We start from the raw sequence: 21,337 nt of genomic DNA on the forward strand, positions 1-21,337 counted from the left end.
AATAGCATCAAGGATGTTGGCCGCAAAGCGCTGAAACGTGCCTTTTCAACGCCGGTCGGCATGAAGAACGCCGAGCGCGCTCGCGCGGGCGACGATTCGGTCGGCGAGTTCCGCCACCAGGGGGCGCGAAAGCGCGTCGGACGCGCCGGCGACAAGGGCCGAATCCCGCCAGATCGGCGGCATGTCGATCGGCGCCAGGTCGACCAGTTCGCCGCGCGCGAGCTCGTCGGCGATCCCCGCCTCCAGCAGATGGCCGATCGCGTCGCCGCTGGCGATCAGCGCGCGCCCCGAGCCAAACAGCACCTCCGACGCCGTCCGGGCCCGATGCCGCAGCGACGTGACGGCGTCGGGCGTCACCTGCCACCAGTAGAACGAAAGAAAATGCGGCGCGACGGCGAAGACGCGGTCGAGGGTCGGCGCCGGCCCGATCTCGCGGGCGAGCGCGGGTGCGGCGGCCAGCACCGCCTTCTCGCGGATGATCGCGATCGGCTCCAGCGTCTCCAGCAGCGGATCGAAATTCGGCCAGCCCATGATGGCGAGATCGATGCGGCGGTCGTGCAGCCATTCGGCAATGTCGCGGTGCCGGCCCTCCTGGAACAGCAGCTCGACACGGGGATGGGCGCGCATGAAATCGAGCACGGGCGGCGTCGCCAGCGGATCGACGAGGCTGCGCAAGGAGGCGAGCGCGATGCGGCCGCGGTCGACATTGCGCAGCGCATCCTCGCTTTCGAGCAGGGTGGCGAGAACGCGACGGGCATAGGGCAGGAAGGTCGCGCCGCGCTCGGTCAGCTCGACTTTTCGCCCGCGCGTGAACAACGTCCCGCCGACATGGCTCTCCAGCGTGCGGATGCGGGTCGATATCGTCGCCTGGGTCACGTTCATCCGGGCGGCCGCCTTGGTGAAGCTGCCGTCGCGCACGATCCGGTCAAAGCTGCGAAGCTGATCGATATCCATAAAGAATGTTTATGCTCGATTTCAATTTTTGCTATCGACCGAGTTTATCATTGACAAACTCGATCCAGAAGCCTGTTTTTGGCGCGGAACCCATGGAGACGTGATGGCTTCGGTCCTTCGAAAGCTGGATGCCGCCGAGGCGCGCGCGGCGATCCCCGTGCTTGCCGACATGATCGTCGACGCCGTCGCGAACGGGGCCTCGGTCAATTTTCTGGCCGGCCTCACGCAGGCCGACGCCGCCGCCTTCTGGCAGGGCCAGATGGACGGTATCGAGGCCGGCGGCCGCGTGCTCGTCGTCGCGGAGCTGGACGGCCGCATCGTCGGGACGGTCGTCGTCACCCATGCGCCGCAGCCGAACGCCCCGCACCGCGCCGAGATCGGCAAGATGCTGGTCCATTCGAGCGCCCGGCGGCGCGGCTTCGGCCGGCAATTGCTCGCGGCGGCCGAGGCCGTCGCGCGCGAGGCCGGCAAAACGCTGCTGCACCTCGATACCCAGACCGGGTCGGCCGGCGAGGCGCTCTACCGCGCCACCGGCTGGACCGAGATGGGCGTGATGCCCGATCATGCCCTCACGCCGGACCGCCGGCTGGCCGCCACCACCTTCTTCTACAAAGCAATCTGATCGGCTCGACCATGACTTTGATCCGCCCGGCCACCGAGGCCGACGTTCCCGCCATTCTCGCGATCTACAACGACGCCGTGCTCCACACGAATGCGATCTGGAACGACGACGTCGTCGATCTCGACAATCGCCTCGCCTGGTTCGCGGCGCGGCAGGCGCAGGGCTATCCGGTGCTGGTGGCGGTCGAGGACGAGACGGTGCTCGGCTATGCGAGCTATGGCGATTTCCGCGCCTTCCAGGGCTATCGCTTCACCATCGAGAATTCGATCTACGTCGCCAGCGACGCGCGCGGCAAGGGCGCCGGCACGGCGCTGCTCGGCGCGCTGGTCGAGCATGCGGCGGCGAATGGCAAGCATGTCATGGTCGCCGGCATCGAGGCGGGCAACAGCGTGTCGATCCGCCTGCACGAGCGGCACGGCTTCGTCGAGACCGCGCGCATGCCGCAGCTCGGCTTCAAGTTCGGCCGCTATCTCGATCTCGTCTTCATGCAGAAGACGCTGGACTGACGGACGCTAGGTCGCCAGCGCCCGCGCCCGCATGGCAAGCGCCGCGCCGTCGGCGACCGCCGCGTAGGCGACGGCCTTCTTGCGGAAGGCGATGAAGGCCGGATGGACCTCCTTGGCCATCGGGCTTGCGTCGCCGATCTCGGTCAGCACGTCGGCCGAGGTCTTGGCAAGCGCCGCGATCACCGGCTCGGGGAAGCTCTTCACCGCGGTGCCGCGCTCGATCAGCATCGGCAGGGCGAGGATGTTGTTGGCGGTGAAGTCGGCGGAGGTCTCGATCGCCGCCGCCTGCGCCGCCGTCCGGACGACGGTCTGGAGGTCGTTGGGCAGCGTCTCGAAGGCGGCCTTGTTGACGGTCAGCTCCAGGCTGGTCGCCAGTTCATGGAAGGCCGGCATGTAGCAGAAGGGCGCGGCGCGCGGCAGGTTGAGGGCGAGATCGTTCCACGGCCCGGCCCATTCGGCGGCGTCGATCGTGCCGGATTCGAGCGCGGCGGCGATGTCGTCCTGCGGCAGCAGCACCGGATTGGCGCCGAGCCGCTTCAACACTTCCGCGCCGAGCCCGGTGATGCGGATGGCGAGGCCCTTGAAGTCTTCCGGCTTCTGGATCTCGCGCTTGAACCAGCCCGCCGCCTGCGGCCCGGTCGAGCCGGCATAGAAGGGCAGCACGCCGAACGGCTCGTAGGCGCGTTCCCAAAGCGCCTGGCCGCCGGCGGCGCCGAGCCAGGCGGCATGCTCATTGACCGTCAAGCCGAACGGCACGCCGGAGAAATAGTGGAAGGCCGGATCCTTCGCCGCCCAGAAGAAGGGCGAGCCATGGCCCATCTCCGCCTTGCCGTTCGATACGGCGTCGAACACCTGGCTCGGCGCCACCAGTTCGCCGGCGGCGAAAAGCTGCACCGTCAGGCGGCCGTCAGACAGCGTGGCGATCCGCTCCACCAGCCGCTGCGCGCTGATGCCGACGCCGGGCGTGTCCTTGGGCCAGACGGTGGCCATCTTCCAGACGAGGCGGTCGGCCGCGCGCGCGATCGACGGTGTGGCGAGCGACGACATGGCGAGCGAAGGTATGGCGAGGCTCGAGCCGAGGCCGGCGACCCCGACCCCGAACAACTGCCGCCTATCGATCTTCGTCCGTTCCCGCACCATGCGATCCTCTCGAGAAAATCCGACTACAGCCTAGCAGCGCTGAACGGTGGCTGAACACCTATCTGGCGAGCGTGAACAGAATACTCCATCCCTTGACGGGACCAGCGGGAATGGCCAGTTTCAACGCCGTGGAAACCGTCAGGCGTTTCGTCGCCCTTCTTGTCGTGGTTGCAAGCCTGGTGCTGATGCCGGGCGGATGGACCGCTGCCCAGGCCATGCCGGACCATGGTGGGGTGAGCGGATGTCCGCATTCCGTCCTGCAGGATCCCGGCGGCGCGCCCGCGCACAAGCCCATCGGCCTGCCGACGATGCCGCAATGTTGTTACGCCCTGCCGACCTTCGCGCTCGTCGGCGTGGCCGGCCAGGCGATGCCGGTCCTCGCCGGGGACGCGTTTCGCCCGCTCTCGGATGCCATGCCGACGCCGCTCGCGATCGGCCCCGACGTGCCGCCGCCGCGCGCCTGATCGTTCGCGCATTTCCATCGCGCCGGCGCCCGCGGGCCGTCGCCGGCGATTCATCTGGCCCGTCTCCATCACAGAGAAACGATCATGAAATCCTTTCTGACGATCGCGGCCGTCGCCGCCACCTTCGCCCTCTCGCCGCTTTCGGCCTCGGCCGAAGAGGCCATGGACCATAGCAAGATGGACCACGGCAAGATGCACCATGGCGCCATGGGCGAGGAAAAGGCTGACGACACCGCATCGACCAAGGCGTTCCGCGCGGCCGACAAGGCCATGATGGAGGGCATGGCGATCGACTATTCGGGCAATGCCGATGTCGATTTCATCCGCGCCATGATTCCGCATCATGAAGGTGCCGTCGCCATGGCCGAGATCGAGCTCCAGTTCGGCAAGGACCCGGAGGCGAGGAAGCTCGCGAAGGCCATCATCAAGGCCCAGAACGAAGAGATCGCCTTCATGAAGGACTGGCTCGCCAAGAACGACAGCAAGAAGAGCGACTAGCTTTCCGCAGCTGTAATGGCTCACGGCCGCCGCGATGGCGGCCGTGATGCTTTCGGACGACTGTCTGCCGGTCACGATATTTGACCCGAAACGTGACGGGAGATTGACAGTTTCATCGTGCAGATGTTCCCTCACGCTGCGAGAGCAGGCGCGGATGCCCATGCCGCCTCGCCGGATCCGTTGCCGCCAGGCGGCATCGAAGGGAGATCGGCACTATGAAGATGCAAGCGAAGCTTCTCTGGGGTGGCGCGATCGTGGCGCTCGGCCTGTTCGCCGCGGCCCTGCCCGCATCGGCCGCTCCGTCAGCCGCCCAGCAGGCCTGCAGTGACGACTGGGCCAAGCTGAAGGACGCCGGCAAGGTCCCGGCCGGCCAGACCTGGCCGAAATTCTGGAGCCAGTGCGCCAAGGATTACGCCACCGAGCATCCGGACGCCGCCGCGGCGCCGGCTGCAAAGTCGGCCGCTCCGGCCGCGAAGGCGGATACAGACACCAAGCCTGCGAAGACAGCCAAGCCGAAGGCTGATGCCGCCGCCGCGCCCGCTGCCGAGCCGGCCGCCAAGACGGCGGGCAAGTCGCCGGCAATGGCCGCGTGCAGCGACGAATGGGCCAAGATGAAGGACGCCGGCAAGGTTCCGGCCGGCCAGACCTGGCCGAAGTTCTGGAGCCAGTGCTCCAAGGACTATGCCGCCGCCAATCCGGCCGACGACCTCGCCCCGGCGAAGGCCGCCAAGGGCAAGGCAGCCGCCGGCGCGGTCGAGGCGGACGAGGGCATCGCGTTGCCCGATCCGGAATCGGCCGCCAAGATCAACACGGCCGCCACCACCGTCGGCAAGCGTCCGCTGACGCCCGGCCAGCAGGCCGCGATCGTCCGTATCCGGGCCTGCGGCGCCGAGTGGCAGGAGCGCAAGGCCGCCGGCAAGCTGCCGGAAGGCGCGAAGTGGCCGCAATACTGGAGCGACTGCAACAAGCGGCTGAAGGCAAAGGGCCAGTAGCCGGTTTGTCGCCCGATTTCCGACGGACGGCATTCCGCTTTCTGAAGGAGAACCACCATGGGCATTCTTGACGGCCTCCTCGGCAACGTGCTGAGCGCGTTGAAGGGGCAGGGCAGTTCCCCCGAAGCGCTTGGCGAGACCCTGAACAAGGCGCTCGCCAACACGCAGTTCGGCAGTCTCGACGGCGTCCTCAGCCAGCTGCAGAGTTCGGGCCTCGGGACGCAGGTCGCTTCGTGGCTCGGACAGGGCGACAATCTGCCGATCAGCGCCGACGAGCTTCGCTCGGCGCTGGGCAACGAGCAGCTGCAGAAGCTGGGCACCCAGCTCGGCATTCCGATGGACCAGGTCGGCGAGCTGCTGGCCAAGGTGTTGCCGCCCACGGTCGACAAACTGAGTCCGGACGGCATGCTGAAGCCGCCGATCGGGCCGACGCCCGGCTGAGCCGAGCCATCGGCATGCAGGATCGACATGGCCGGGGCATTCCCCGGCCATGTCCGTTTCGGGGCCGAATCCGGGCCGCGCGCGCACCGGCTCCAGCGACATGGGACTGGAGATCGCAGGCGCGAGAGGTGCGCGCGAGGCCGCGACCTGATAGGACGGGGCGAAACGCCCCCTTACCAGACGAGCTCGCCGTGACAGTCGAAACCAGCCCCGCCGATCAGCTCCTGACGATCCGCGATTTTCTTCGCTACGCCATCAGCCGTTTCAACCAGGCCGGCCTCGCCTTCGGTCACGGCGCCTCGACCGCCTTCGACGACGCCGCCTTCCTGGTGCTCGAAGGCCTGAAGCTGCCGATCGACACGCTCGAGCCCTTCCTCGACGCGCGGCTGCTGCCGGAAGAGCGCCAGCGCCTCGCCGACCTGATCGAGGCCCGCGTCACCACGCGCAAGCCGACGCCCTATCTGCTCAACCGCGCCTATATCCAGGGCGTGCCGTTCTTCGTCGACGAGCGCGTGATCGTTCCGCGCTCCTTCATCGGCGAGCTCATCCATTCGGAATTCTTCGGCGGCGACGAGTTCACGCTGATCGAGGATCTGTCGTCGATCGAGACCGTGCTCGATCTCTGCACCGGCTCGGCCTCGCTGGCGATCCTCGCCGCCGGCGTGTTCGGGAATGCCGAGATCGATGCCGTCGACCTCTCGCCGGATGCGCTGGAGGTCGCCAAGATCAACGTCGCCGAGCACGGCCTCGGCAACCGGATCGAGCTCTACGAGGGCGACCTGTTCGCCCCGCTCGGCGACAAGCGCTATGACCTGATCCTGACCAACCCGCCCTATGTCGACGAGATCGCGATGGAGGAGTTGCCGGAAGAGTATCGCCATGAGCCCGAGATGGCGCTGGCGTCCGGCCTCGACGGCCTGGACATCGTGCGCCGCATTCTCGAGGCGGCGCCGGCCCATCTCAATCCCGGCGGCGGCCTTCTGTGCGAGATCGGCGCCGGCCGGGAAATCCTGGAGGCCGAATATCCGGCGCTCGATTTCTTCTGGCTCGATACCGAGGAAAGCGAAGGCGAGGTGTTCTGGCTCTCAGCCGAGAGCCTCGGCGTCGCCGATACCGGCGCCGAGGAGCAGGACCTGGCCGATCTCGCGGATCTCGACGGCGACGAGGCCGAGGACGTCTGATCCAGCCCTAGGATCGATCGGATGAAGCAAAACCCTCTCCCGCCGGCGCGGGAGAGGGTTTCTTTTTGTGCTGGAGCTTTCAGGCGCCGATTTCCAGCATGACGGCCTCTTCAACCGGCTTCGGCTTGCGCACCCTGAGTGTCACCAGCGCGATCAGCGCGGCGGTGAAGGTGATGGCGGCGCAGACCAGCATGGTGTTGCGGAAGGCGGCGCCATAGGCTTCGGCCGCCGCGGCCCTGGCGATCGACGGCGCGAGCAGGGCTGCCTCGTCGAGCCCGCCGCTCGCCACGACATTGGCGAAACCGGCCGGCAGTTCGGCGGACTTCATGTCAAAACCGCCAGTGACGAAGAAGGCCATCAGCGCGCCGACGAGGGCGATGGCGACCGTCTCGCCCGCGACCCGCATGGTGCCGAAGATGCCGGTCGCCATGCCGGCCCGCTCGGTCGGCACGACGCTGATGGCGAGGTCGTCCATCAGGCCCCAGGGCAGCGCCGCGCCGGCGCCGATCATGGCGAGCGGCAGGATGAAGGCCGTCGGCGCGCTGCCGACCGGCACCAGAGCCAGCAGCAGGACGCCAGCGCCGGCGAGGATCAGTCCGAGGCCGGCGAGGATTCCGGACGGGATCCAGCGCGCGATGTTGGCAGCGATGAAGGGGATCGTGGCGATCGGCAGGCTGAGCGGCAAGAGCATCATGCCGACCTGCATCTCGCTCATGCCCTCGATGCGGATGAAGCGGACCGGCAGCAGGATGAACGGCACGATGAAGGAGTAGGCGACCGCGACCGGCAGCGCCTGCACCGAGACGAAGCGGGCATAGCGGAACAGCGACAGGTCAAGCATCGGCCGCTTCTGCAGGTTCTCGATCGTGATGAAGCTGATCAGCAGGATGGCGGCGCCCGCGAGCAGCGCGACGACGAGCGTGTCGCCCCAGCCGCGATCCGGGCCGAGCATGATGCCGAAGATCAGCGCCACCAGCATGGCGGTGAAGCTGCCGGCGCCCCAGAAATCGATGCCGGTGGCGCCGGGATCGCGCGTCTCGCGCATGCGCGGCACGCCGGCGACGAGGATGATGACGCCGGCAAGCGCGGTGGCGAAGAATAGCGACCGCCATCCGAGCGTCCCGATCAGGGCGCCGGCGATCAGCGGGCCAAAGGCAATGCCGATGCCGAAGCCGGTGCCGAGCAGGCCGAGCGCGCGGGTGCGGGCCGGGCCCTCATATTCCTGCGCCACGGCGGCGAAGCCGGCCGAGATGGTGAGCGCCGCGGCGATGCCCTGCAGGGCGCGGAGGAGATCGACGATCAGCACGTTCGGCGACAGGCCGACGGCGAGCGACGTGACGGTGAAGCCGATCGCGCCGAGACGGAACATGCGCTTGCGGCCGAACTGGTCGGCGAGCGCGCCGCCCAGCATGATCGTGCTGCCGAAGGCGAGCATGAAGCCGTTGACGATCCAGACGAGCAGGGAGAGGTCGCCATTGAGGTCGCGGCCGATGGCCGGCGTGGCTACGGCGGGGCCGGTGAAGGATAGCGGCATTATGACGGCAACGAGGAAAACGGCGGCGAGCACAAGGTGCCGGCCCGCGGCCGCCTGGGGGGAAGCGTCGGTCATGGTGGTCTCGATCTGTTGGGCTGGGTCGGCCTGTTGCGGTCGCCCGTCGCAAAGGGTGAAGCGCGCGGCGGGAGAGGCGCCGCGCGCTCTGGGTCACCACCGACTCTTTTCTGTGTCGGTCGATACAGAAACCATAGTCCCTTGATTCCCGGCGTCAAGTTCTTTATTTGTTGATCGATACAAAAAAGAAAGGGCTGCGCGCAGGCCATGAACGCACGCGGACGTCCCCGTAGTTTTGATCGCTCCGTCGCCCTGGAAAGGGCCATGGACGTGTTCTGGGCGCGCGGCTATGCCGGCACCTCGATTTCGGAGCTGACGGAGGCCATGGGCATCAATTCGCCGTCGCTCTACGCCGCCTTCGGCTCCAAGGAAGAGCTCTTCCGCGAGGCGGTCGCGCTCTATGTGGCGACCGACGACGCCTGCACGCTGCAGATGCTAGAAGGCGATCTGACGACGCAGGATTCGATCGCCGCCATGCTGATCGCCACCGCCCGTTCCTGCGCCCGGCCCGACAAGCCGAGCGGCTGTTTCGTCATGCTGGGCGCCACCAATGGCGGCCCCGACACGGACGCGGCGCGGCAGTTCCTCTGCGACCAGCGCAAGGACATGGCGATCCGCATCCGCGCCAGGCTGGAGCGCGGCGTCGCCGACGGCGAGCTGCCGCCCGGCCTCGACCTCGCCCGCGTCGCCGCCTATTTCGGCACGATCATCAAGGGCATGTCGATCGAGGCGCGCGACGGAGCCGATGCCGAAACCCTGCTGTCGGTGGCGCACAGCGCCATGCGCGGCTGGGACGCGCTGACCTCGACGCAGGGTTGATGACCATGGCCGCGCCGGCCTAGGCTGGCGCATGTCCGAACCTCGCCTCTTCATCATCACCGGCGCCATGGCGGCCGGAAAGTCCACGGTCGCGCAGGCCGTCGCCGAGGCGCTGCCGAAAGCCGTGCATCTGCGCGGCGACGTCTTCCGCCGGATGATCGTCAGCGGCGCGGCGGTGATGGGGCCTGTGCTCGATGACGAGGCGCAGGCGCAGCTGAAGCTGCGCCATGACCTCGCCTGCGACGCCGTCCGGCGCTATCACGCGGCGGGGTTTTCCGTCGTCTATCAGGACATCCTGATCGGTCCCTATCTGGTCGCGGTCGCCGAACAGCTCGCCGACCTCGATCCGCGCGTCGTCGTGCTCGCGCCCGACGCCGCGACGCTGGCGCGGCGCGATCGGGAGCGCCACAAGACCGGCTACAGCGCGGCCTTTCCGGCGGAGATCCTCGCCGAGGCGCTTTCGCGCGAGACGCCGAGGATCGGGCTCTGGATCGACAGTTCGGCGATGGACGTCGGCGAGGTCGTGTCGCGGATCCTCGCCGATTGAGCTGCCGGTTGGCTAGCTCCTAGAGGCGCTGTCCCACGTCGATCCGGTTGCCGTCCGGATCGGCGAAGACGAAGGCCCGCAGCCCGTACTCCTGGTCGCGCATTCCCTTGATGATGCGCACGCCGTTCGCCTGGCAGCGCGCATGCAGCGCGTCGATATCGTCGACCATCAGGTGCGCGACATTGTGGAGGCCGGCCTTGTGGTCGCGCTGCAGGTTCAGGTGCAGTTCGGCCGCGTCGCGCTTCAGGATCATGAAGCCGACCGGATCGCCGTTCTGGAAGGTTTTCGTGAAGCCGAGTATGTCGCGATAGAAGGCCAGCGCCCGATCGAGATCGCGCACGGTGATGCCGGGCGCCATGCGGCCGAAGCGGACGCCGTGATCGGCAGCGGTATCGGGGGAGGATTCGGTCATCGTCTCATCCTGGAATGGTCGCCAAACCGGCGGGCCGGACGGTGCCGGTGGGCCGCAGGGTCGCGAAGGGATTTGATGAGACGGTGCTCGCGAGGAAATCTAGCCGAGGCGACGGGAAATGGAAACGGGCCTATGCCCCGATTTCGGGCCTATCCGGCCTCGTTCCTGCGGCTGCCCCTTGTCCCGCGCAGGGCGGCGGCTCATTTGAAGCATTCCTGATTTCTGTGAAATTGTGATATGAGGCCGGCAACAATGATGGATGGCCTCGATGCGCGCGTCTCTCGCGCCCGGCCTCTCACCCGGATACCGACATGACCGCACCGCTCGCCGTGGCCAATACCGCCCCGTTTAAGGCTCCGCTCTCCTTGACCGAGACGCCGTCGCTCGTCGGCCTCTCGCGCCCCGAGATCGGCGAGAAGCTGGCCGGCATCGGCATCGAGCCGAAGCAGATCCGCATGCGCACGGCGCAGATCTGGAACTGGATTTATGCGCGCGGCGTCACCGACTTCAACGACATGCTCAACGTGTCGAAGGATCTGCGCGCGACGCTCGCGGCCAATTTCACGCTGAAGCGGCCCGAGATCGTCACCGAGCAGATCTCGCAGGACGGCACGCGCAAATGGCTGCTGCGCTTCCCGGCGCGCGGCGCCGGCCGGCCGGTCGAGATCGAGACCGTCTACATCCCCGAGATCGGCCGCGGCACGCTCTGCGTCTCCAGCCAGGTCGGCTGCACGCTGACCTGCTCCTTCTGCCATACCGGCACGCAGAAGATGGTGCGCAACCTGACGGCGGAAGAGATCGTCGGCCAGATTCTTATCGCGCGCGACCGGCTGGGGGACTTCCCGGAGAAGACGACGCCGGTCGGCGCGGCCGTGCCGTCCGAGGGCCGCCTCGTCTCCAACATCGTCATGATGGGCATGGGCGAGCCGCTCTACAATTTCGACAACGTCAAGCAGGCGCTCCTGATCGCCTCCGACGGCGAGGGCCTTTCGCTGTCGAAGCGCCGCATCACGCTGTCGACCTCCGGAGTGGTGCCGATGATCCCGCGCACCGGCGAGGAGATCGGCTCGATGCTGGCGATCTCGCTGCACGCGGTGCGCGATGACCTCCGCGACATGCTGGTGCCGCTCAACAAGAAGTACCCGATCGCCGAGCTGCTCGAGGCCTGCCGCAACTATCCCGGCCTCTCCAACGCCCGCCGCATCACCTTCGAATATGTGATGCTGAAGGACGTCAACGACAGCCCCGCCGACGCCAAGGAGCTGGTCCGCCTGCTGAAGGGCATTCCGGCGAAGATCAACCTGATCCCGTTCAATCCCTGGCCCGGCGTCAACTACCAGTGCTCGGACTGGGAGACGATCGAGACCTTCTCCGACATCGTCAACCGCGCCGGCTACGCCTCGCCGATCCGCACGCCGCGCGGCCGCGATATCCTCGCCGCCTGCGGCCAGCTGAAGAGCGAGAGCGAGCGCATGCGTGTGCGCGAGCGCCTGGCGCTCGAGGCCATGGTCACCAGCGACGAAGACTGATGCGGACTTTCCTTCGAATCATCCTGCTGATTCCGCTCGGGCTGATGGCGGCGATCGCCTCGGCCGTCGTCGTCTATCTCGCCGCCTTCGGTTTCACTGCCAATGACATCTGGGATGGCCCGAATGGCGAGATCCCGGTGATCCTCGCGCCGGCCTTCGTCCTGTTGGTCGAGATTTCGCGCTACGCGCTTCTGCCCTTCGTGGCCGGCATCGTCGTCGCCGAGATCTTCGCGCTGCGCTCGGCGATCCAGTGGACGCTGTTTGGCGGCGCGATCGGCCTTGGCATGCACCTCGCGGCCAACAGCACGGAATTTGCCGCGCTGCCGCCGGTCGCGGCCGGGCTGGTCGCCGGCTTCGCCTATTGGGTCTTCGCCGGCCATGGCTCCGGTACGGTGGTCCGTCCCGCCCCGGAGCGCGCGGTCTCGGTTCCGCCGGCCCCGCCTACTTCCCCTGCGCCAGAATAAGCCGCACGGCGAAGGCGCCCATCACGCTGGCGAACAGCCAGTCGACGGTGCGCGTCGCCCGGGGCGAGCGCTTCAGGAAGGTGGCGAGCGAGCCGGCCGACCAGATCATCGCGATGCTGATCGGGGTCGCCACGACGACGAACATCAGGCCGAGGAACAGCAGCTTTCCAGCGGCGTGCGGATCGGTCGGCGTCACGAACTGCGGCAGGAAGGTCACGAAGAAGACGATGATCTTCGGGTTGAGCAGATTGACCATCAGGCCCTTCAGATAGACCTTGCCGATCGGATCGGCGGATCCCTTGCCGCCGACGGAAAGCGCTGATCCGTGCCGGATCGCCTGGATGGCGAGATAGACCAGATAGGCCGCGCCAACCACCTTCAGGATCGTGAACGCCGTGGTCGAGGCGGCGAGCAGGGCCGAGAGGCCGATCGCGACCGCGACCGTGTGCACCACTAGCCCGGTCGAGGCGCCGGCGAAGGCGGCGATGCCCGCCTTGCGCGACTGGCCGATCGCCTTGCCGAGGAACAACGTCATGTCCGGCCCCGGCGTCAGCGTCAGAAGAATGACCGCGACCAGATAGGCCAGGAAAACCGACAGCGATGGCAGGAAGGTGAGCATGATGGAGGCTCCGGTGGAGCCTCCTCTGTAGCATGGGATTTCGCCGTTCCGATATCCCGCATTCGACGCGTTGCGGCCGAGGCCGCCCGGAGAGGCGAATGCGGGCCTTGGCGGTCAGCCCGGCGTCGTCACGAAGCAGATCGAGGTCGGCGTGCCGACGGCGATGTCCTGCCCGAGATGGGTCAGTCCGCCATCATCCGGATCGACCGCGAACAGCGAGATGCAGTCGCTGTCCTGGTTGGCGACGGCGAGCGTGCGCCCGTCCGGTGCGAAGGCGAAATGGCGGGGCGTCCTGCCGCCGCTCGCAACCGTCGTGCGCAGCCGGGCGATGCCGTCGTCGCCGATGGTGAAGATCGACAGGCTGTCATGGCCGCGATTGGCGACATAGAGGAAGCGCCCGTCCGGCCCGAGCCGGATCTCCGAGCAATGGTTGCTCGGACGCGCCGCCTCGGCGACCGTCCCCGTCACGTCGAGAAGGGTGAAGCTTCCGGTCTCGGCGTCGAAGGCGAGCGAGGCGATCGCCGAGCCCAGCTCATGCACGGCATAGGCGAAGGGCTTGGTCGGGTGGAAGACGAAATGCCGGGGGCCGGAACCCGGCGGCAGCACCAGCTCGCTCGACGTCTCGATCGCGCCGGTCTCCGCGTCGAAGCGATAGGTGACGAGCCGGTCGGTGCCGAGATCGCTGACCACGATGTAGCGGTTGTCCGGCGTCGCCAGCACGCAATGCGCATGTGACCGGTCCTGCCGGCTGGCGTCGGGTCCGTGCCCGGTATGCGCCGCCGAGGCGACGGGCGGCTTAAGGCCGCCATCGGGGCGGCGCGGGAACACGGCGACCGACTGGTTCGGCGCTTCGCTCTCCGCCTGCATGATGTAGTTGGCGAGCAGCAGGTTCCGTCCCGAGCGGTCGAGGCTCGCATGCGCGGTGATGCCGCCGAGCGTCGACTGGCGGTTGATGTAGGCGAGCTTGCCGGTGGCGGGATCGATCCGGTAGGCGCTGATCAGCCCCTCGTTCCACTCCATCACTTCGCTCGTCGCATAGAGCGTGCCGCCATCCGCCGAGGCGGCGAGGAAGGTCGGGTTCTCGATGCCTGCCTGGGTCGTCACCAGCGTCGCGACGGCAGTGTCCGGATCGAAGCCGAAAACCGAGATTCCGCGTGCATTGGCGGAAGCGAAATAGGGCGTCGGGCGATTGCAGCCGCCGACATAGATGAAGCTCTGTTCCTGCGCCAAGACGATGTCCTCTTGCCCTGCGGATGATGCCGCCTGCGTTGGAGGACGATAGCGAACTTGCCGCGCCCGCGTCACCGCTCATTCGCCGGTCATCCACGGTTGCGGCGCCGCCGTTTCACCCGCAGTTTTCCCCTTGTGCGCCCGGCTGGCTCTGCCACACTGGGGGACGTTGCGGAAGGTGGCGGGCAGGGCATGGGCACAAGCTGGAGCCGGACCTGGCAAGGTGCGATTGGCGCGATCGGGGCGATCGCCGCGGGCGTGTGGGCGTTGTCGGTCGCCCCCGCCGGAGCGGAACCGGTCTCCCGCGACCGCGTGCTGGCGGCGCTGCCGAAGCTTGACGCCATGGCAGGCAAGGCGATCGCCGACCACGCCGTGCCGGGCCTCGCGATCGCCGTCGTGCATCAGGGCGAGGTCGTCTATCTGAAGGGCTTCGGCCTGCGCGAGGCGGGCAAGCCCGAGACCGTCGATCCCGACACCGTGTTCCAGATCGCCTCGCTGTCGAAGCCGGTTTCGTCGTCCGTCATCGCGGCGCTGGTCAGTGCCGGGATCCTCGGCTGGGATTCCCGCATCGCCGATCTCGATCCCGCCTTCCGCCTGCGTGACGCCTATCCGACGGCCGAACTGACGGTCCGCGACCTGCTCGCCCATCGCAGCGGCCTGCCGGGCGACGCCGGCAACGAGCTCGAGGATATCGGCTTTGATCGCGACACGGTGCTGCACCGGCTGCGCCTGGTGCCGCCATCGTCGAGCTTCCGCGCCGGCTATTCCTACAGCAATGCCGGCTTCACCGAGGGCGGCGTCGCCGCCGCGCGCCCGACCGGAAAGCCCTGGGAACAGGTGGCGGAGGAGCGCCTCTACCGGCCGCTCGGCATGAACGCCACCAGTTCGCGCTATGCCGATTTCGTCGCCCGCGCCAACCGGGCCGCGCTGCATATCGATCTCGGCAAAGGCTGGGAGGCGAAACTCCGGCGCGAGCCGGACATGCAGGCGCCGGCCGGCGGCGTCAGCTCCAGCGCGCGGGATCTCGCACAGTGGATGCGGCTGGAACTCGGCGGCGGCCTTTTCGACGGAGAAAGGCTGATCAGCGCCGACGCGCTCGCCGCGACGCATCAGCCGCTGATGGCGCGCGGCAACAACCCGGTGACCGGCGCCGCCTCGTTCTACGGGCTCGGCTGGAACGTCGAATTCGGCCGCCACGGCCTGAACTGGGGCCATGCCGGCGCCTTCAGCGTCGGCGCCCGCACGCTGGTGTCGCTCTATCCCGATGCCTCGCTCGGCATCCTCGTGCTCGCCAACGCCTTTCCGACCGGCGCGCCCGAGGGGCTCGCCGACAGCTTCTTCGATTGGGTCTTCGACGGCGCCGTCTCGCAGGACTGGATGACGGCCTGGGACGACGCCTATGCCGGCCTGCTCGGGCCGGCCACCGCCGCGGCCAAGGCGCGCTACGCCGCCCCGCCGGCGACCGCGAGCCCCGCGCTGCCGAACCCCGCCTATGCCGGGCGCTACCGCAACGCCTATGTCGGCGACGCGGTGGTGGCGGAGGAGGGCGGAAGCCTGACGCTCGTCGTCGGACCGGAAGGCGTCCGGCGCTATCCGCTTCGCCATTTCGACCGCGACACCTTCCTCGCCTTCCCGAATGCGGAGACGCCGGATATGCCCGCCGCCGTCCGCTTCGCGATCCGCCCCGACGGCCGGGCCGAGGCGGTGACGATCGAGTTCCTCGACGAGGTCGGCCTCGGCCGGCTCGCCCGCGTCACCAACTAGGCGTGACCGTTCCTTCCGGTTTCGCCCCGTCTTTCCCGTCGCCATTCAGCGTCCATTCAGCAAGCCGGCGTAATTTCGCCATCTCCGCCCGCCTAACTTCGCCCGCTCGAAGCCGGGGGGCGTCGGGGTGGGGGCAGACGAGCCGTGCAGCCAAAAAGAACGTCTCGGAATGGCGGAACACGGGGAAATCTTCGTTCCCCTGATCGCCGATCCGTGGTTTAGACCTTCCGCCGTCCGCCCTGGGGCGCGGCGCCGATGAACGCTGGTCGACGGCCAGGAGGACACCCTTGATTGCTCAGTTCGGGCAGCGTCTCAATCTCCCCACGCAATACGCGCTTGTCTGCCTTTTCGCGCTGCCGTGCTTCGCGCTTCGGCTGCAATGGCCGCTGCACAGCTTCTCCTTCTTCCTGTTCGCGCCGGCCGTGCTGCTGGGCGCCGCCCTCTTCGGCAAGGGCCCGGCGATCTTCGCCGCCGCGCTGACCTCGGTACTCGCCGTCTTCTTCTGGGTCGAGCCGACCTACACCTTCCGTCTTTCCTCGCAGCAGGTGCCGCCGCTGGTGCTCTACGCGCTGGTCTGCGCCGGCATCGTCGGCTTCTGCGAATGGTCGCGCGCCGCCCTGAATCGCGATCGCCGCGCGGCGCTGGCCGAGCAGCGGGCGCAATCCGGCACGCGTCTCGACGGCATCGATTTTTGGCGCGGCCTCGTGCTCTGCACGATCTTCGTCAACCATGTCCCCGGCAACATCGTCGAGGCGATCACGCACCGCAACTTCGGCGTCTCCGATTCGGCCGAGGCCTTCGTGTTCCTCTCCGGCGTGTCGCTGGCGCTCGCCTATGGCCACCGCTTCCAGCCCGGCGAGCGGGCGGGCGTGCTCCTGGCGCTGCTCCGCCGCGTCCTCAAGCTCTATGGCGTGCATGTCGCGCTTTCCTTCGCGGCGATCGCCATCTTCTCCGCCGGCGCCGTCACCTGGCAGAACCCGGCCCTGCTCAAGGGGCTCGGCCTGCAGCTCTATGTCGACGACGCCTCGAAGTGCCTGATCGGCATCCTGTCGCTCGGTCACCAGCTCGGCTATTTCAACATCCTGCCGCTCTATCTCGTGCTGATCCTCGCCGTGCCGCTGCAGCTCTGGCTGGCGCGGATCGATATCGGGCTGATGCTGGTCGTCTCGGCGCTCGTCTACGCGGTGTCGCGCAGCCTCGGCTGGAACCTGCCCAACTGGCCGGGGCAGGGCGGCTGGTTCCTCAATCCGCTCACCTGGCAGTTCGTGATGGCGATCGGCGTGGCGGCGGGGCTGACGCTGCGGCGCACGGGCGCCGTGCCGATCCAGCCGGCCCTGGTCGCCGTGGCGGCGGCGATCGTCGTCATCGGCTTCCTGATCTCGCCCTCCGGCCCCGGCTCGGTGCGCAACTGGATCGGTGTCCACGGCCATCTCGACGTCAACAAATCGGCGCTCGGCCTGACCCGGCTGACCCATTTCCTGGCGCTCGCCTATGTCGTCTATGCGAGCGGATTGACCCGGCTCTGCCGGCGGTTGCCGGTGTATGCGCCGCTCTCGACCATCGGCCGGCACGGCCTCCTGATCTTCGCGCTTCTGTCGCTGCTCTCCGCCATCGGCCAGGTCCTGACCAGCACGGTCCGCACCAGCCCCTTGTTCGACGTCGTCTTCCTCGGCGGCGGCCTCGTGCTGCTCTGGGGCGCCGCGCGCCTCGCCGACGCGGCCCGGCCGCTGCGCCCCCGCCGCGCCACTACGGGCCTCCAGCCGGCCGCGGCAGGGTAGCGCGTTCTCGGGTCGGGGAGGCGGGCTCGGGGAGGGCCGCGTTCGTGAAGCGAGGCAGGGTCTGGAGTTCGGAGCGCTTGGTCTGCCCGGTACCGGCCGGCCTGCGTTTACACAGCTCGAGGATCGCGGCTCCCGGCTTTGTCGAGCGGTAGCTCAGAAGGACTGGGCTTCGGGCGGAAGCCTGCTAGTTCGACCCTTTCGACTGGCGAAAGGCCCTTGATCGACATAGTTGGCATATGGGATCCGAACTCTTCGGGGAAAGCTTGCCTTTCGCCATTGCTGCCTGCCGGTCCTTCGGTTATGTAGTCCGGCACGCGGCTCCGCCGCCTCCGGCCTGCACCCGTAGCTCAGCTGGATAGAGCGCTGCCCTCCGAAGGCAGAGGCCAGGGGTTCGAATCCCTTCGGGTGCACCATTTCTTCTTCAATGATCTAGCGAGCCGACCCGCTTCCCTTTCGTCGGCAAGCCGTCAGTCCGGATCCAAGGTTCAATTCGTCCCTGCAGCCTGGTGCTTGAGGGTCGGCAACGACGCCTCGATGCGGGACAGCACCAGCATGGCGGCGTTCGACAGCTGGCGGTTCGGTACCGCGCAGAGCGACAGGTTGAGCGGGCGCAGGACGGCGTCCGTCAGCCGCATGAAGGCCAGGCTCCCGGCCTGGACCTCGTTCATCACGTCGAGCCAGCTCAGAACGCCGACGCCGACGCCGCCTTCCACCAGTGATTTGATCATCTGCACATTGTCCGAGCCGGCGGCGCTGGACATGTCGATCCCGGTAGCGTTGGCCAGAGCCTGCAGCAGTTCGGCCAGCGCCAGCGGTTCCTTGGGCAGCACCATCGGGAGGCCGGCGACCTGGTTGAACTTGGCGCTTCGCTGCCTTGCCAGCGCATGATCGGGCGGGGTGATCAACCCAACCTCGACATCGACGAAGGCCCTGACCACCAGATCCTTTGACGATTGCGGGCTGAGCATGAGCCCGAAATCCGCCTCGCCGGCGACGAGGGCCTGCGGCACGTCCTTGTTGTCCAGCACCGCGATCTCGAACGCGATGCCGGGCAGCTCCGCCCGGATGTCGCGGACGATGCGGGGCAGGAAGCCGCGGCTGAGCGCCTCGATGCAGGCGATGCGAACGGTGCCGCGGCGGAGCCCCACCAGGTCGGTAAAGCTCTCTTCGAGCCTGGCGAAATCCTTGTTCCACGACTTGGCCGCCGCCAGCAGCAATTCGCCGGCCGCTGTCATGCGCAAGCCGGAAGGCAGCCGCTCGAAGAGCGGCAAGCCCATCTCGGCCTCGGCCTGCAGGATCTGCCGGTCGATCGCCGAGGCCGAGACATTGAGATGCTCGGAGGCGCGACGGATCGAACCGAGGCGGGCGACCTCGACGAAATAGCGGAGGAAGCGCGAGAAGACCAATCCCAAACCCGTTCTCTTTTTTGCCCCGTTCTCTTTTTTGCAATGAACTATGCGATTCATTGCGTTTGTTCGCAACGGCATTCGGCGGCAGGCTAGCGGCATCATCCGGATTGTCGAGGAACACCATGCTGGACAACGCCCCGCGCACCGACGACCTGCCGCGCCACTGCACGTTCGAGCCTGCCGACTGGCGGATTTTGGCCCGCCACTGGTATCCGGTGGCGGAACTGCGCGAGGTCGAGGACAAGAAGCTGGTCGGCGCGGTGCTGCTCGACGAGAAGCTGGTGGTCTATAAGGTCGATGAGACTGTCGTTGTCGCGAACGACATCTGCACCCATCGCGGCGTGCCGCTCACCTTGGGTTCCAATCCCGATTCCACGGGCGTGCGATGCGCCTATCACGGGCTGCAGTTCGGCAAGAACGGCCGGTGCGTCAAGGTGCCGGCGCATCCCGACGGCGCCATCCCGAACAAGCTGCATCTCAAATCCTATCCCGTCGAAATCCGCTATGGTCTGGTCTGGACATGCCTGAGGCCGGAGGAAGGCGAAACGGCCCCCAAGATGCCCTTGATGCCGCATTGGGACGAGGCGGGCTTTCAGCAGATCAACGTGCCGCCCTTCGACATTGCCGGCTTCGCAGGGCGGCAGGTCGAGGGGTTCCTGGATGTCGCGCACTTCGCCTTCATTCACACGGAAACCTTCGCGGACCCGGATAACCCCGTCGTCCCGCCCTATGTCGCCAAGCCCACCGACTACGGCTTCGAGGTCGAATACTGGTCGACAGTCGGCAATTATCCCAGCAGCAAGGCGCATCTGACGCCCAAGGATTACCAGTGGCTGCGCCACTTCCGCTGCTCCCCGCCTTTCACGGCGCACCTGACCGTGCATTTCCCCGATGGGGGCAAGCTGTCGATCCTCAACGCCGCCTCGCCGATATCGGCGCGGAAGACTCGCCTTTTCTGCCCGATTGCCCGCAATTTCGATACGCACTTGCCGGTTCAGGACGTCTACGACTTCAACCACAAGGTCTTTGCAGAGGACGCCGGCATGGTGGAGCAGCAAAAGCCCGAAAACCTGCCGCTCGATCCGCGCCTCGAAGCGCATATTCCGGCCGATCTGTCGTCGATCAACTATCGCCGCTCGCTGCGCGATATGGGTCTCAGCCATTTCTTCATCGCCTGAGGCCGCGCCATGGAACTGATGGTCTCCGCGATCCGGGTCAATGGTGACGATAACCTCGATATCGAACTGATGGACCCGGCCGGGGCCGATTTGCCCGCCTTCGAGCCCGGCGCGCATATCGATATCCGCACCCCGGCCGGGCCGTTGCGGCAATATTCGCTTTGCGGTCCGGCGACCGATCGACGGCGCTACCGCATCTGCGTGCGCAAGGACCCGGCATCGCGCGGCGGATCCCGTTCGCTGCATGCCGATTTGCGCGTGCGCGGGCGGATCGAGGCATCGGCGCCGCGCAATCTTTTCGGTCTGCCGGACGCCGGGCGCTACATCCTGGTCTCGGCGGGCATCGGCATCACCCCGATCATCGCCATGGCACGCGATCTCGCAGCCCGGGGCGCCCAGTTCGAACTGCACCATTTCGAACGCAGCCGCGCGCGCGTGCCCTTTCTCGATGAACTCGAGGCTGGCCCGCTCGCCACGGCGGTGACCTTGCATCTCGGCGAGGAGGGGGGGAGTTTCCGGCACGCTCCGCCAGCCAGCCTCGGCAGCGCGGACCCGGACGCGGCCGTGCTCGCCTGTGGACCCTCGGGCTTTCTGGACCTGATGGGAGAACGGCTGACGGAGGCCGGCTGGCAGCCGCACCAATTCCACTTCGAGCGCTTCAGGGTCGAACCGGCTCCCGTGGCAAACGTTGCCGGCGTCGGTTTCGAGGTGCGGGTAGCATCGTCGGGCCGCTCTTTCCCGGTCGGGCCGGCCGATACCATCGCCAAGGTGCTGATGGCCCATGGCGTCGCGGTCGAGCTTTCCTGCGAGCAGGGCATGTGCGGCGCCTGCCTGACCGGGGTGCTGGAAGGCACGCCGGACCACAGGGATATCGTGCTCAGCGACGCGGAGCGGGCCAGCAATACGCAGATGACCCTGTGTTGCTCGCGCTCGCTCAGCCCGGTGCTGGTGCTCGATCTCTAGCTGCGTTCTGTATCAACCAATGAGCACGCTGGAGGACGTGTTTTGTGCGCGTCCTCCCTAGCTGTTCTACTGTCGCGACAGGCCGTTTCACAGAGGTGACGCGGGCTCTAGGAATAGTCGAGAATATATTCAGGCGTCCTGAGGTTTGCGCAGGGGGATCGTTCCCCTTTGGGCGAAAGGTATCGCGATTGCCCATCATTACGTTGCGTCAGGATGGA

At 67.3% G+C, this 21,337-nt stretch carries 22 protein-coding genes and 1 tRNA gene; 16 read left to right on the forward strand and 7 right to left on the reverse strand.

Annotation, left to right across the window (positions count from 1 at the left end; all coding sequences use genetic code 11):
• Positions 1-45: 45 nt before the first annotated feature.
• On the reverse strand, positions 46-954 hold the full coding sequence (locus tag K32_RS00720; protein ID WP_201402189.1) for a LysR family transcriptional regulator: 909 nt from the start codon (positions 952-954) through the stop codon (positions 46-48).
• Positions 955-1,057: 103 nt separating this feature from the next.
• Here K32_RS00720 and K32_RS00725 point away from each other — a divergent pair, with 103 nt between their 5' ends.
• Both K32_RS00725 and K32_RS00730 read left to right on the forward strand, forming a co-directional pair.
• Positions 1,058-1,576 carry a GNAT family N-acetyltransferase gene (locus K32_RS00725; protein WP_201402190.1) on the forward strand — a complete coding sequence of 173 codons (519 nt, stop codon included), beginning with the start codon at positions 1,058-1,060 and terminating at the stop codon, positions 1,574-1,576.
• Between the two features lie 11 nt (positions 1,577-1,587).
• Positions 1,588-2,082, forward strand: coding sequence for a GNAT family N-acetyltransferase (locus K32_RS00730; protein WP_201402191.1), 495 nt, complete (start codon positions 1,588-1,590; stop codon positions 2,080-2,082).
• A 6-nt stretch (positions 2,083-2,088) separates the two neighbouring features.
• Here the strand turns inward: K32_RS00730 and K32_RS00735 are convergent, their stop codons facing one another.
• A complete protein-coding gene (locus K32_RS00735) occupies positions 2,089-3,222 on the reverse strand; it encodes a TRAP transporter substrate-binding protein (RefSeq protein ID WP_244669762.1) in 1,134 nt (377 codons plus the stop codon).
• A gap of 110 nt (positions 3,223-3,332) precedes the next feature.
• On the opposite strand from K32_RS00735, the gene K32_RS00740 reads away from it, so the two are divergent.
• From K32_RS00740 to prmB, 5 genes are all read left to right on the forward strand, one after another.
• The gene (locus K32_RS00740) at positions 3,333-3,686 is read left to right on the forward strand and encodes a hypothetical protein (protein WP_201402192.1); all 354 of its coding nucleotides are present in this window, start codon (positions 3,333-3,335) and stop codon (positions 3,684-3,686) included.
• An 84-nt stretch (positions 3,687-3,770) separates the two neighbouring features.
• Complete coding sequence (locus K32_RS00745) at positions 3,771-4,184, forward strand: DUF305 domain-containing protein (RefSeq protein ID WP_201402193.1); 414 nt, start codon at positions 3,771-3,773, stop codon at positions 4,182-4,184.
• A 215-nt stretch (positions 4,185-4,399) separates the two neighbouring features.
• Positions 4,400-5,176, forward strand: coding sequence for a hypothetical protein (locus tag K32_RS00750; RefSeq protein ID WP_201402194.1), 777 nt, complete (start codon positions 4,400-4,402; stop codon positions 5,174-5,176).
• A gap of 57 nt (positions 5,177-5,233) precedes the next feature.
• Positions 5,234-5,617, forward strand: coding sequence for a YidB family protein (locus K32_RS00755; RefSeq protein WP_201402195.1), 384 nt, complete (start codon positions 5,234-5,236; stop codon positions 5,615-5,617).
• Positions 5,618-5,808: 191 nt separating this feature from the next.
• On the forward strand, positions 5,809-6,798 hold the full coding sequence (prmB, locus tag K32_RS00760) for a 50S ribosomal protein L3 N(5)-glutamine methyltransferase (RefSeq protein WP_201402196.1): 990 nt from the start codon (positions 5,809-5,811) through the stop codon (positions 6,796-6,798).
• Positions 6,799-6,877: 79 nt separating this feature from the next.
• Here the strand turns inward: prmB and K32_RS00765 are convergent, their stop codons facing one another.
• The gene (locus K32_RS00765) at positions 6,878-8,407 is read right to left on the reverse strand and encodes an MFS transporter (protein WP_201402197.1); all 1,530 of its coding nucleotides are present in this window, start codon (positions 8,405-8,407) and stop codon (positions 6,878-6,880) included.
• 264 nt (positions 8,408-8,671) lie between these two features.
• On the opposite strand from K32_RS00765, the gene K32_RS00770 reads away from it, so the two are divergent.
• Positions 8,672-9,226 (forward strand): TetR/AcrR family transcriptional regulator, encoded by a 555-nt coding sequence (locus K32_RS00770; RefSeq protein WP_201402198.1) that lies wholly within the window; start codon positions 8,672-8,674, stop codon positions 9,224-9,226.
• Positions 9,227-9,257: 31 nt separating this feature from the next.
• Positions 9,258-9,773 (forward strand): AAA family ATPase, encoded by a 516-nt coding sequence (locus tag K32_RS00775; protein WP_201402199.1) that lies wholly within the window; start codon positions 9,258-9,260, stop codon positions 9,771-9,773.
• Between the two features lie 19 nt (positions 9,774-9,792).
• On the opposite strand, the gene K32_RS00780 is transcribed toward K32_RS00775, so the two are convergent.
• The gene (locus K32_RS00780; protein ID WP_201402200.1) at positions 9,793-10,185 is read right to left on the reverse strand and encodes a glyoxalase superfamily protein; all 393 of its coding nucleotides are present in this window, start codon (positions 10,183-10,185) and stop codon (positions 9,793-9,795) included.
• Between the two features lie 311 nt (positions 10,186-10,496).
• On the opposite strand from K32_RS00780, the gene rlmN reads away from it, so the two are divergent.
• Together rlmN and K32_RS00790 are read left to right on the forward strand one after the other, a co-directional pair.
• Positions 10,497-11,714: a 23S rRNA (adenine(2503)-C(2))-methyltransferase RlmN gene (rlmN, locus tag K32_RS00785; protein ID WP_201402201.1), complete on the forward strand. Its 1,218-nt coding sequence runs from the start codon at positions 10,497-10,499 to the stop codon at positions 11,712-11,714.
• Entirely contained in the window at positions 11,714-12,178 is a 465-nt protein-coding gene (locus tag K32_RS00790) for a hypothetical protein (RefSeq protein ID WP_201402202.1), read from the forward strand. Before rlmN ends, K32_RS00790 begins: the two co-directional genes overlap by 1 nt.
• Here the strand turns inward: K32_RS00790 and K32_RS00795 are convergent.
• Both K32_RS00795 and K32_RS00800 read right to left on the reverse strand, forming a co-directional pair.
• Complete coding sequence (locus K32_RS00795) at positions 12,156-12,797, reverse strand: LysE family translocator (protein ID WP_201402203.1); 642 nt, start codon at positions 12,795-12,797, stop codon at positions 12,156-12,158. The two genes, K32_RS00790 and K32_RS00795, sit on opposite strands and share 23 nt — an antisense overlap.
• Before the next feature lie 114 nt (positions 12,798-12,911).
• A complete protein-coding gene (locus K32_RS00800; protein ID WP_201402204.1) occupies positions 12,912-14,027 on the reverse strand; it encodes a lactonase family protein in 1,116 nt (371 codons plus the stop codon).
• 192 nt (positions 14,028-14,219) lie between these two features.
• On the opposite strand from K32_RS00800, the gene K32_RS00805 reads away from it, so the two are divergent.
• The 3 genes from K32_RS00805 (at position 14,220) to K32_RS00815 (ending at position 17,982) form a co-directional block, all read left to right on the forward strand.
• Positions 14,220-15,791 (forward strand): serine hydrolase, encoded by a 1,572-nt coding sequence (locus tag K32_RS00805; protein ID WP_201402205.1) that lies wholly within the window; start codon positions 14,220-14,222, stop codon positions 15,789-15,791.
• A 287-nt stretch (positions 15,792-16,078) separates the two neighbouring features.
• Positions 16,079-17,569: an OpgC domain-containing protein gene (opgC, locus tag K32_RS00810; RefSeq protein ID WP_201402206.1), complete on the forward strand. Its 1,491-nt coding sequence runs from the start codon at positions 16,079-16,081 to the stop codon at positions 17,567-17,569.
• A gap of 336 nt (positions 17,570-17,905) precedes the next feature.
• Positions 17,906-17,982: transfer RNA gene (locus K32_RS00815), tRNA-Arg, on the forward strand.
• Positions 17,983-18,054: 72 nt separating this feature from the next.
• Here K32_RS00815 and K32_RS00820 read toward each other — a convergent pair.
• Positions 18,055-18,981: a LysR family transcriptional regulator gene (locus K32_RS00820; protein ID WP_201402207.1), complete on the reverse strand. Its 927-nt coding sequence runs from the start codon at positions 18,979-18,981 to the stop codon at positions 18,055-18,057.
• Positions 18,982-18,995: 14 nt separating this feature from the next.
• Here K32_RS00820 and K32_RS00825 point away from each other — a divergent pair, with 14 nt between their 5' ends.
• A complete protein-coding gene (locus K32_RS00825) occupies positions 18,996-20,156 on the forward strand; it encodes an aromatic ring-hydroxylating dioxygenase subunit alpha (protein WP_305798448.1) in 1,161 nt (386 codons plus the stop codon).
• Positions 20,157-20,165: 9 nt separating this feature from the next.
• A complete protein-coding gene (locus tag K32_RS00830; RefSeq protein WP_201402208.1) occupies positions 20,166-21,119 on the forward strand; it encodes a PDR/VanB family oxidoreductase in 954 nt (317 codons plus the stop codon).
• The last annotated feature ends 218 nt before the right edge of the window (positions 21,120-21,337 follow it).

This window comes from Kaistia sp. 32K (genome assembly GCF_016629525.1).
Classification (GTDB): domain Bacteria; phylum Pseudomonadota; class Alphaproteobacteria; order Rhizobiales; family Kaistiaceae; genus Kaistia.

What these genes read in the sequence shown, in the direction of transcription:
- K32_RS00720 (WP_201402189.1), bottom strand. Translation starts at nt 954, where the DNA reads ATGGATATCGATCAGCTTCGCAGCTTTGACCGGATCGTGCGCGACGGC.
- K32_RS00725 (WP_201402190.1), top strand. Translation starts at nt 1,058, where the DNA reads ATGGCTTCGGTCCTTCGAAAGCTGGATGCCGCCGAGGCGCGCGCGGCG.
- K32_RS00730 (WP_201402191.1), top strand. Translation starts at nt 1,588, where the DNA reads ATGACTTTGATCCGCCCGGCCACCGAGGCCGACGTTCCCGCCATTCTC.
- K32_RS00735 (WP_244669762.1), bottom strand. Translation starts at nt 3,222, where the DNA reads ATGGTGCGGGAACGGACGAAGATCGATAGGCGGCAGTTGTTCGGGGTC.
- K32_RS00740 (WP_201402192.1), top strand. Translation starts at nt 3,333, where the DNA reads ATGGCCAGTTTCAACGCCGTGGAAACCGTCAGGCGTTTCGTCGCCCTT.
- K32_RS00745 (WP_201402193.1), top strand. Translation starts at nt 3,771, where the DNA reads ATGAAATCCTTTCTGACGATCGCGGCCGTCGCCGCCACCTTCGCCCTC.
- K32_RS00750 (WP_201402194.1), top strand. Translation starts at nt 4,400, where the DNA reads ATGAAGATGCAAGCGAAGCTTCTCTGGGGTGGCGCGATCGTGGCGCTC.
- K32_RS00755 (WP_201402195.1), top strand. Translation starts at nt 5,234, where the DNA reads ATGGGCATTCTTGACGGCCTCCTCGGCAACGTGCTGAGCGCGTTGAAG.
- K32_RS00765 (WP_201402197.1), bottom strand. Translation starts at nt 8,407, where the DNA reads ATGACCGACGCTTCCCCCCAGGCGGCCGCGGGCCGGCACCTTGTGCTC.
- K32_RS00770 (WP_201402198.1), top strand. Translation starts at nt 8,672, where the DNA reads ATGGACGTGTTCTGGGCGCGCGGCTATGCCGGCACCTCGATTTCGGAG.
- K32_RS00775 (WP_201402199.1), top strand. Translation starts at nt 9,258, where the DNA reads ATGTCCGAACCTCGCCTCTTCATCATCACCGGCGCCATGGCGGCCGGA.
- K32_RS00780 (WP_201402200.1), bottom strand. Translation starts at nt 10,185, where the DNA reads ATGACCGAATCCTCCCCCGATACCGCTGCCGATCACGGCGTCCGCTTC.
- rlmN (WP_201402201.1), top strand. Translation starts at nt 10,497, where the DNA reads ATGACCGCACCGCTCGCCGTGGCCAATACCGCCCCGTTTAAGGCTCCG.
- K32_RS00790 (WP_201402202.1), top strand. Translation starts at nt 11,714, where the DNA reads ATGCGGACTTTCCTTCGAATCATCCTGCTGATTCCGCTCGGGCTGATG.
- K32_RS00795 (WP_201402203.1), bottom strand. Translation starts at nt 12,797, where the DNA reads ATGCTCACCTTCCTGCCATCGCTGTCGGTTTTCCTGGCCTATCTGGTC.
- K32_RS00805 (WP_201402205.1), top strand. Translation starts at nt 14,220, where the DNA reads ATGGGCACAAGCTGGAGCCGGACCTGGCAAGGTGCGATTGGCGCGATC.
- K32_RS00830 (WP_201402208.1), top strand. Translation starts at nt 20,166, where the DNA reads ATGGAACTGATGGTCTCCGCGATCCGGGTCAATGGTGACGATAACCTC.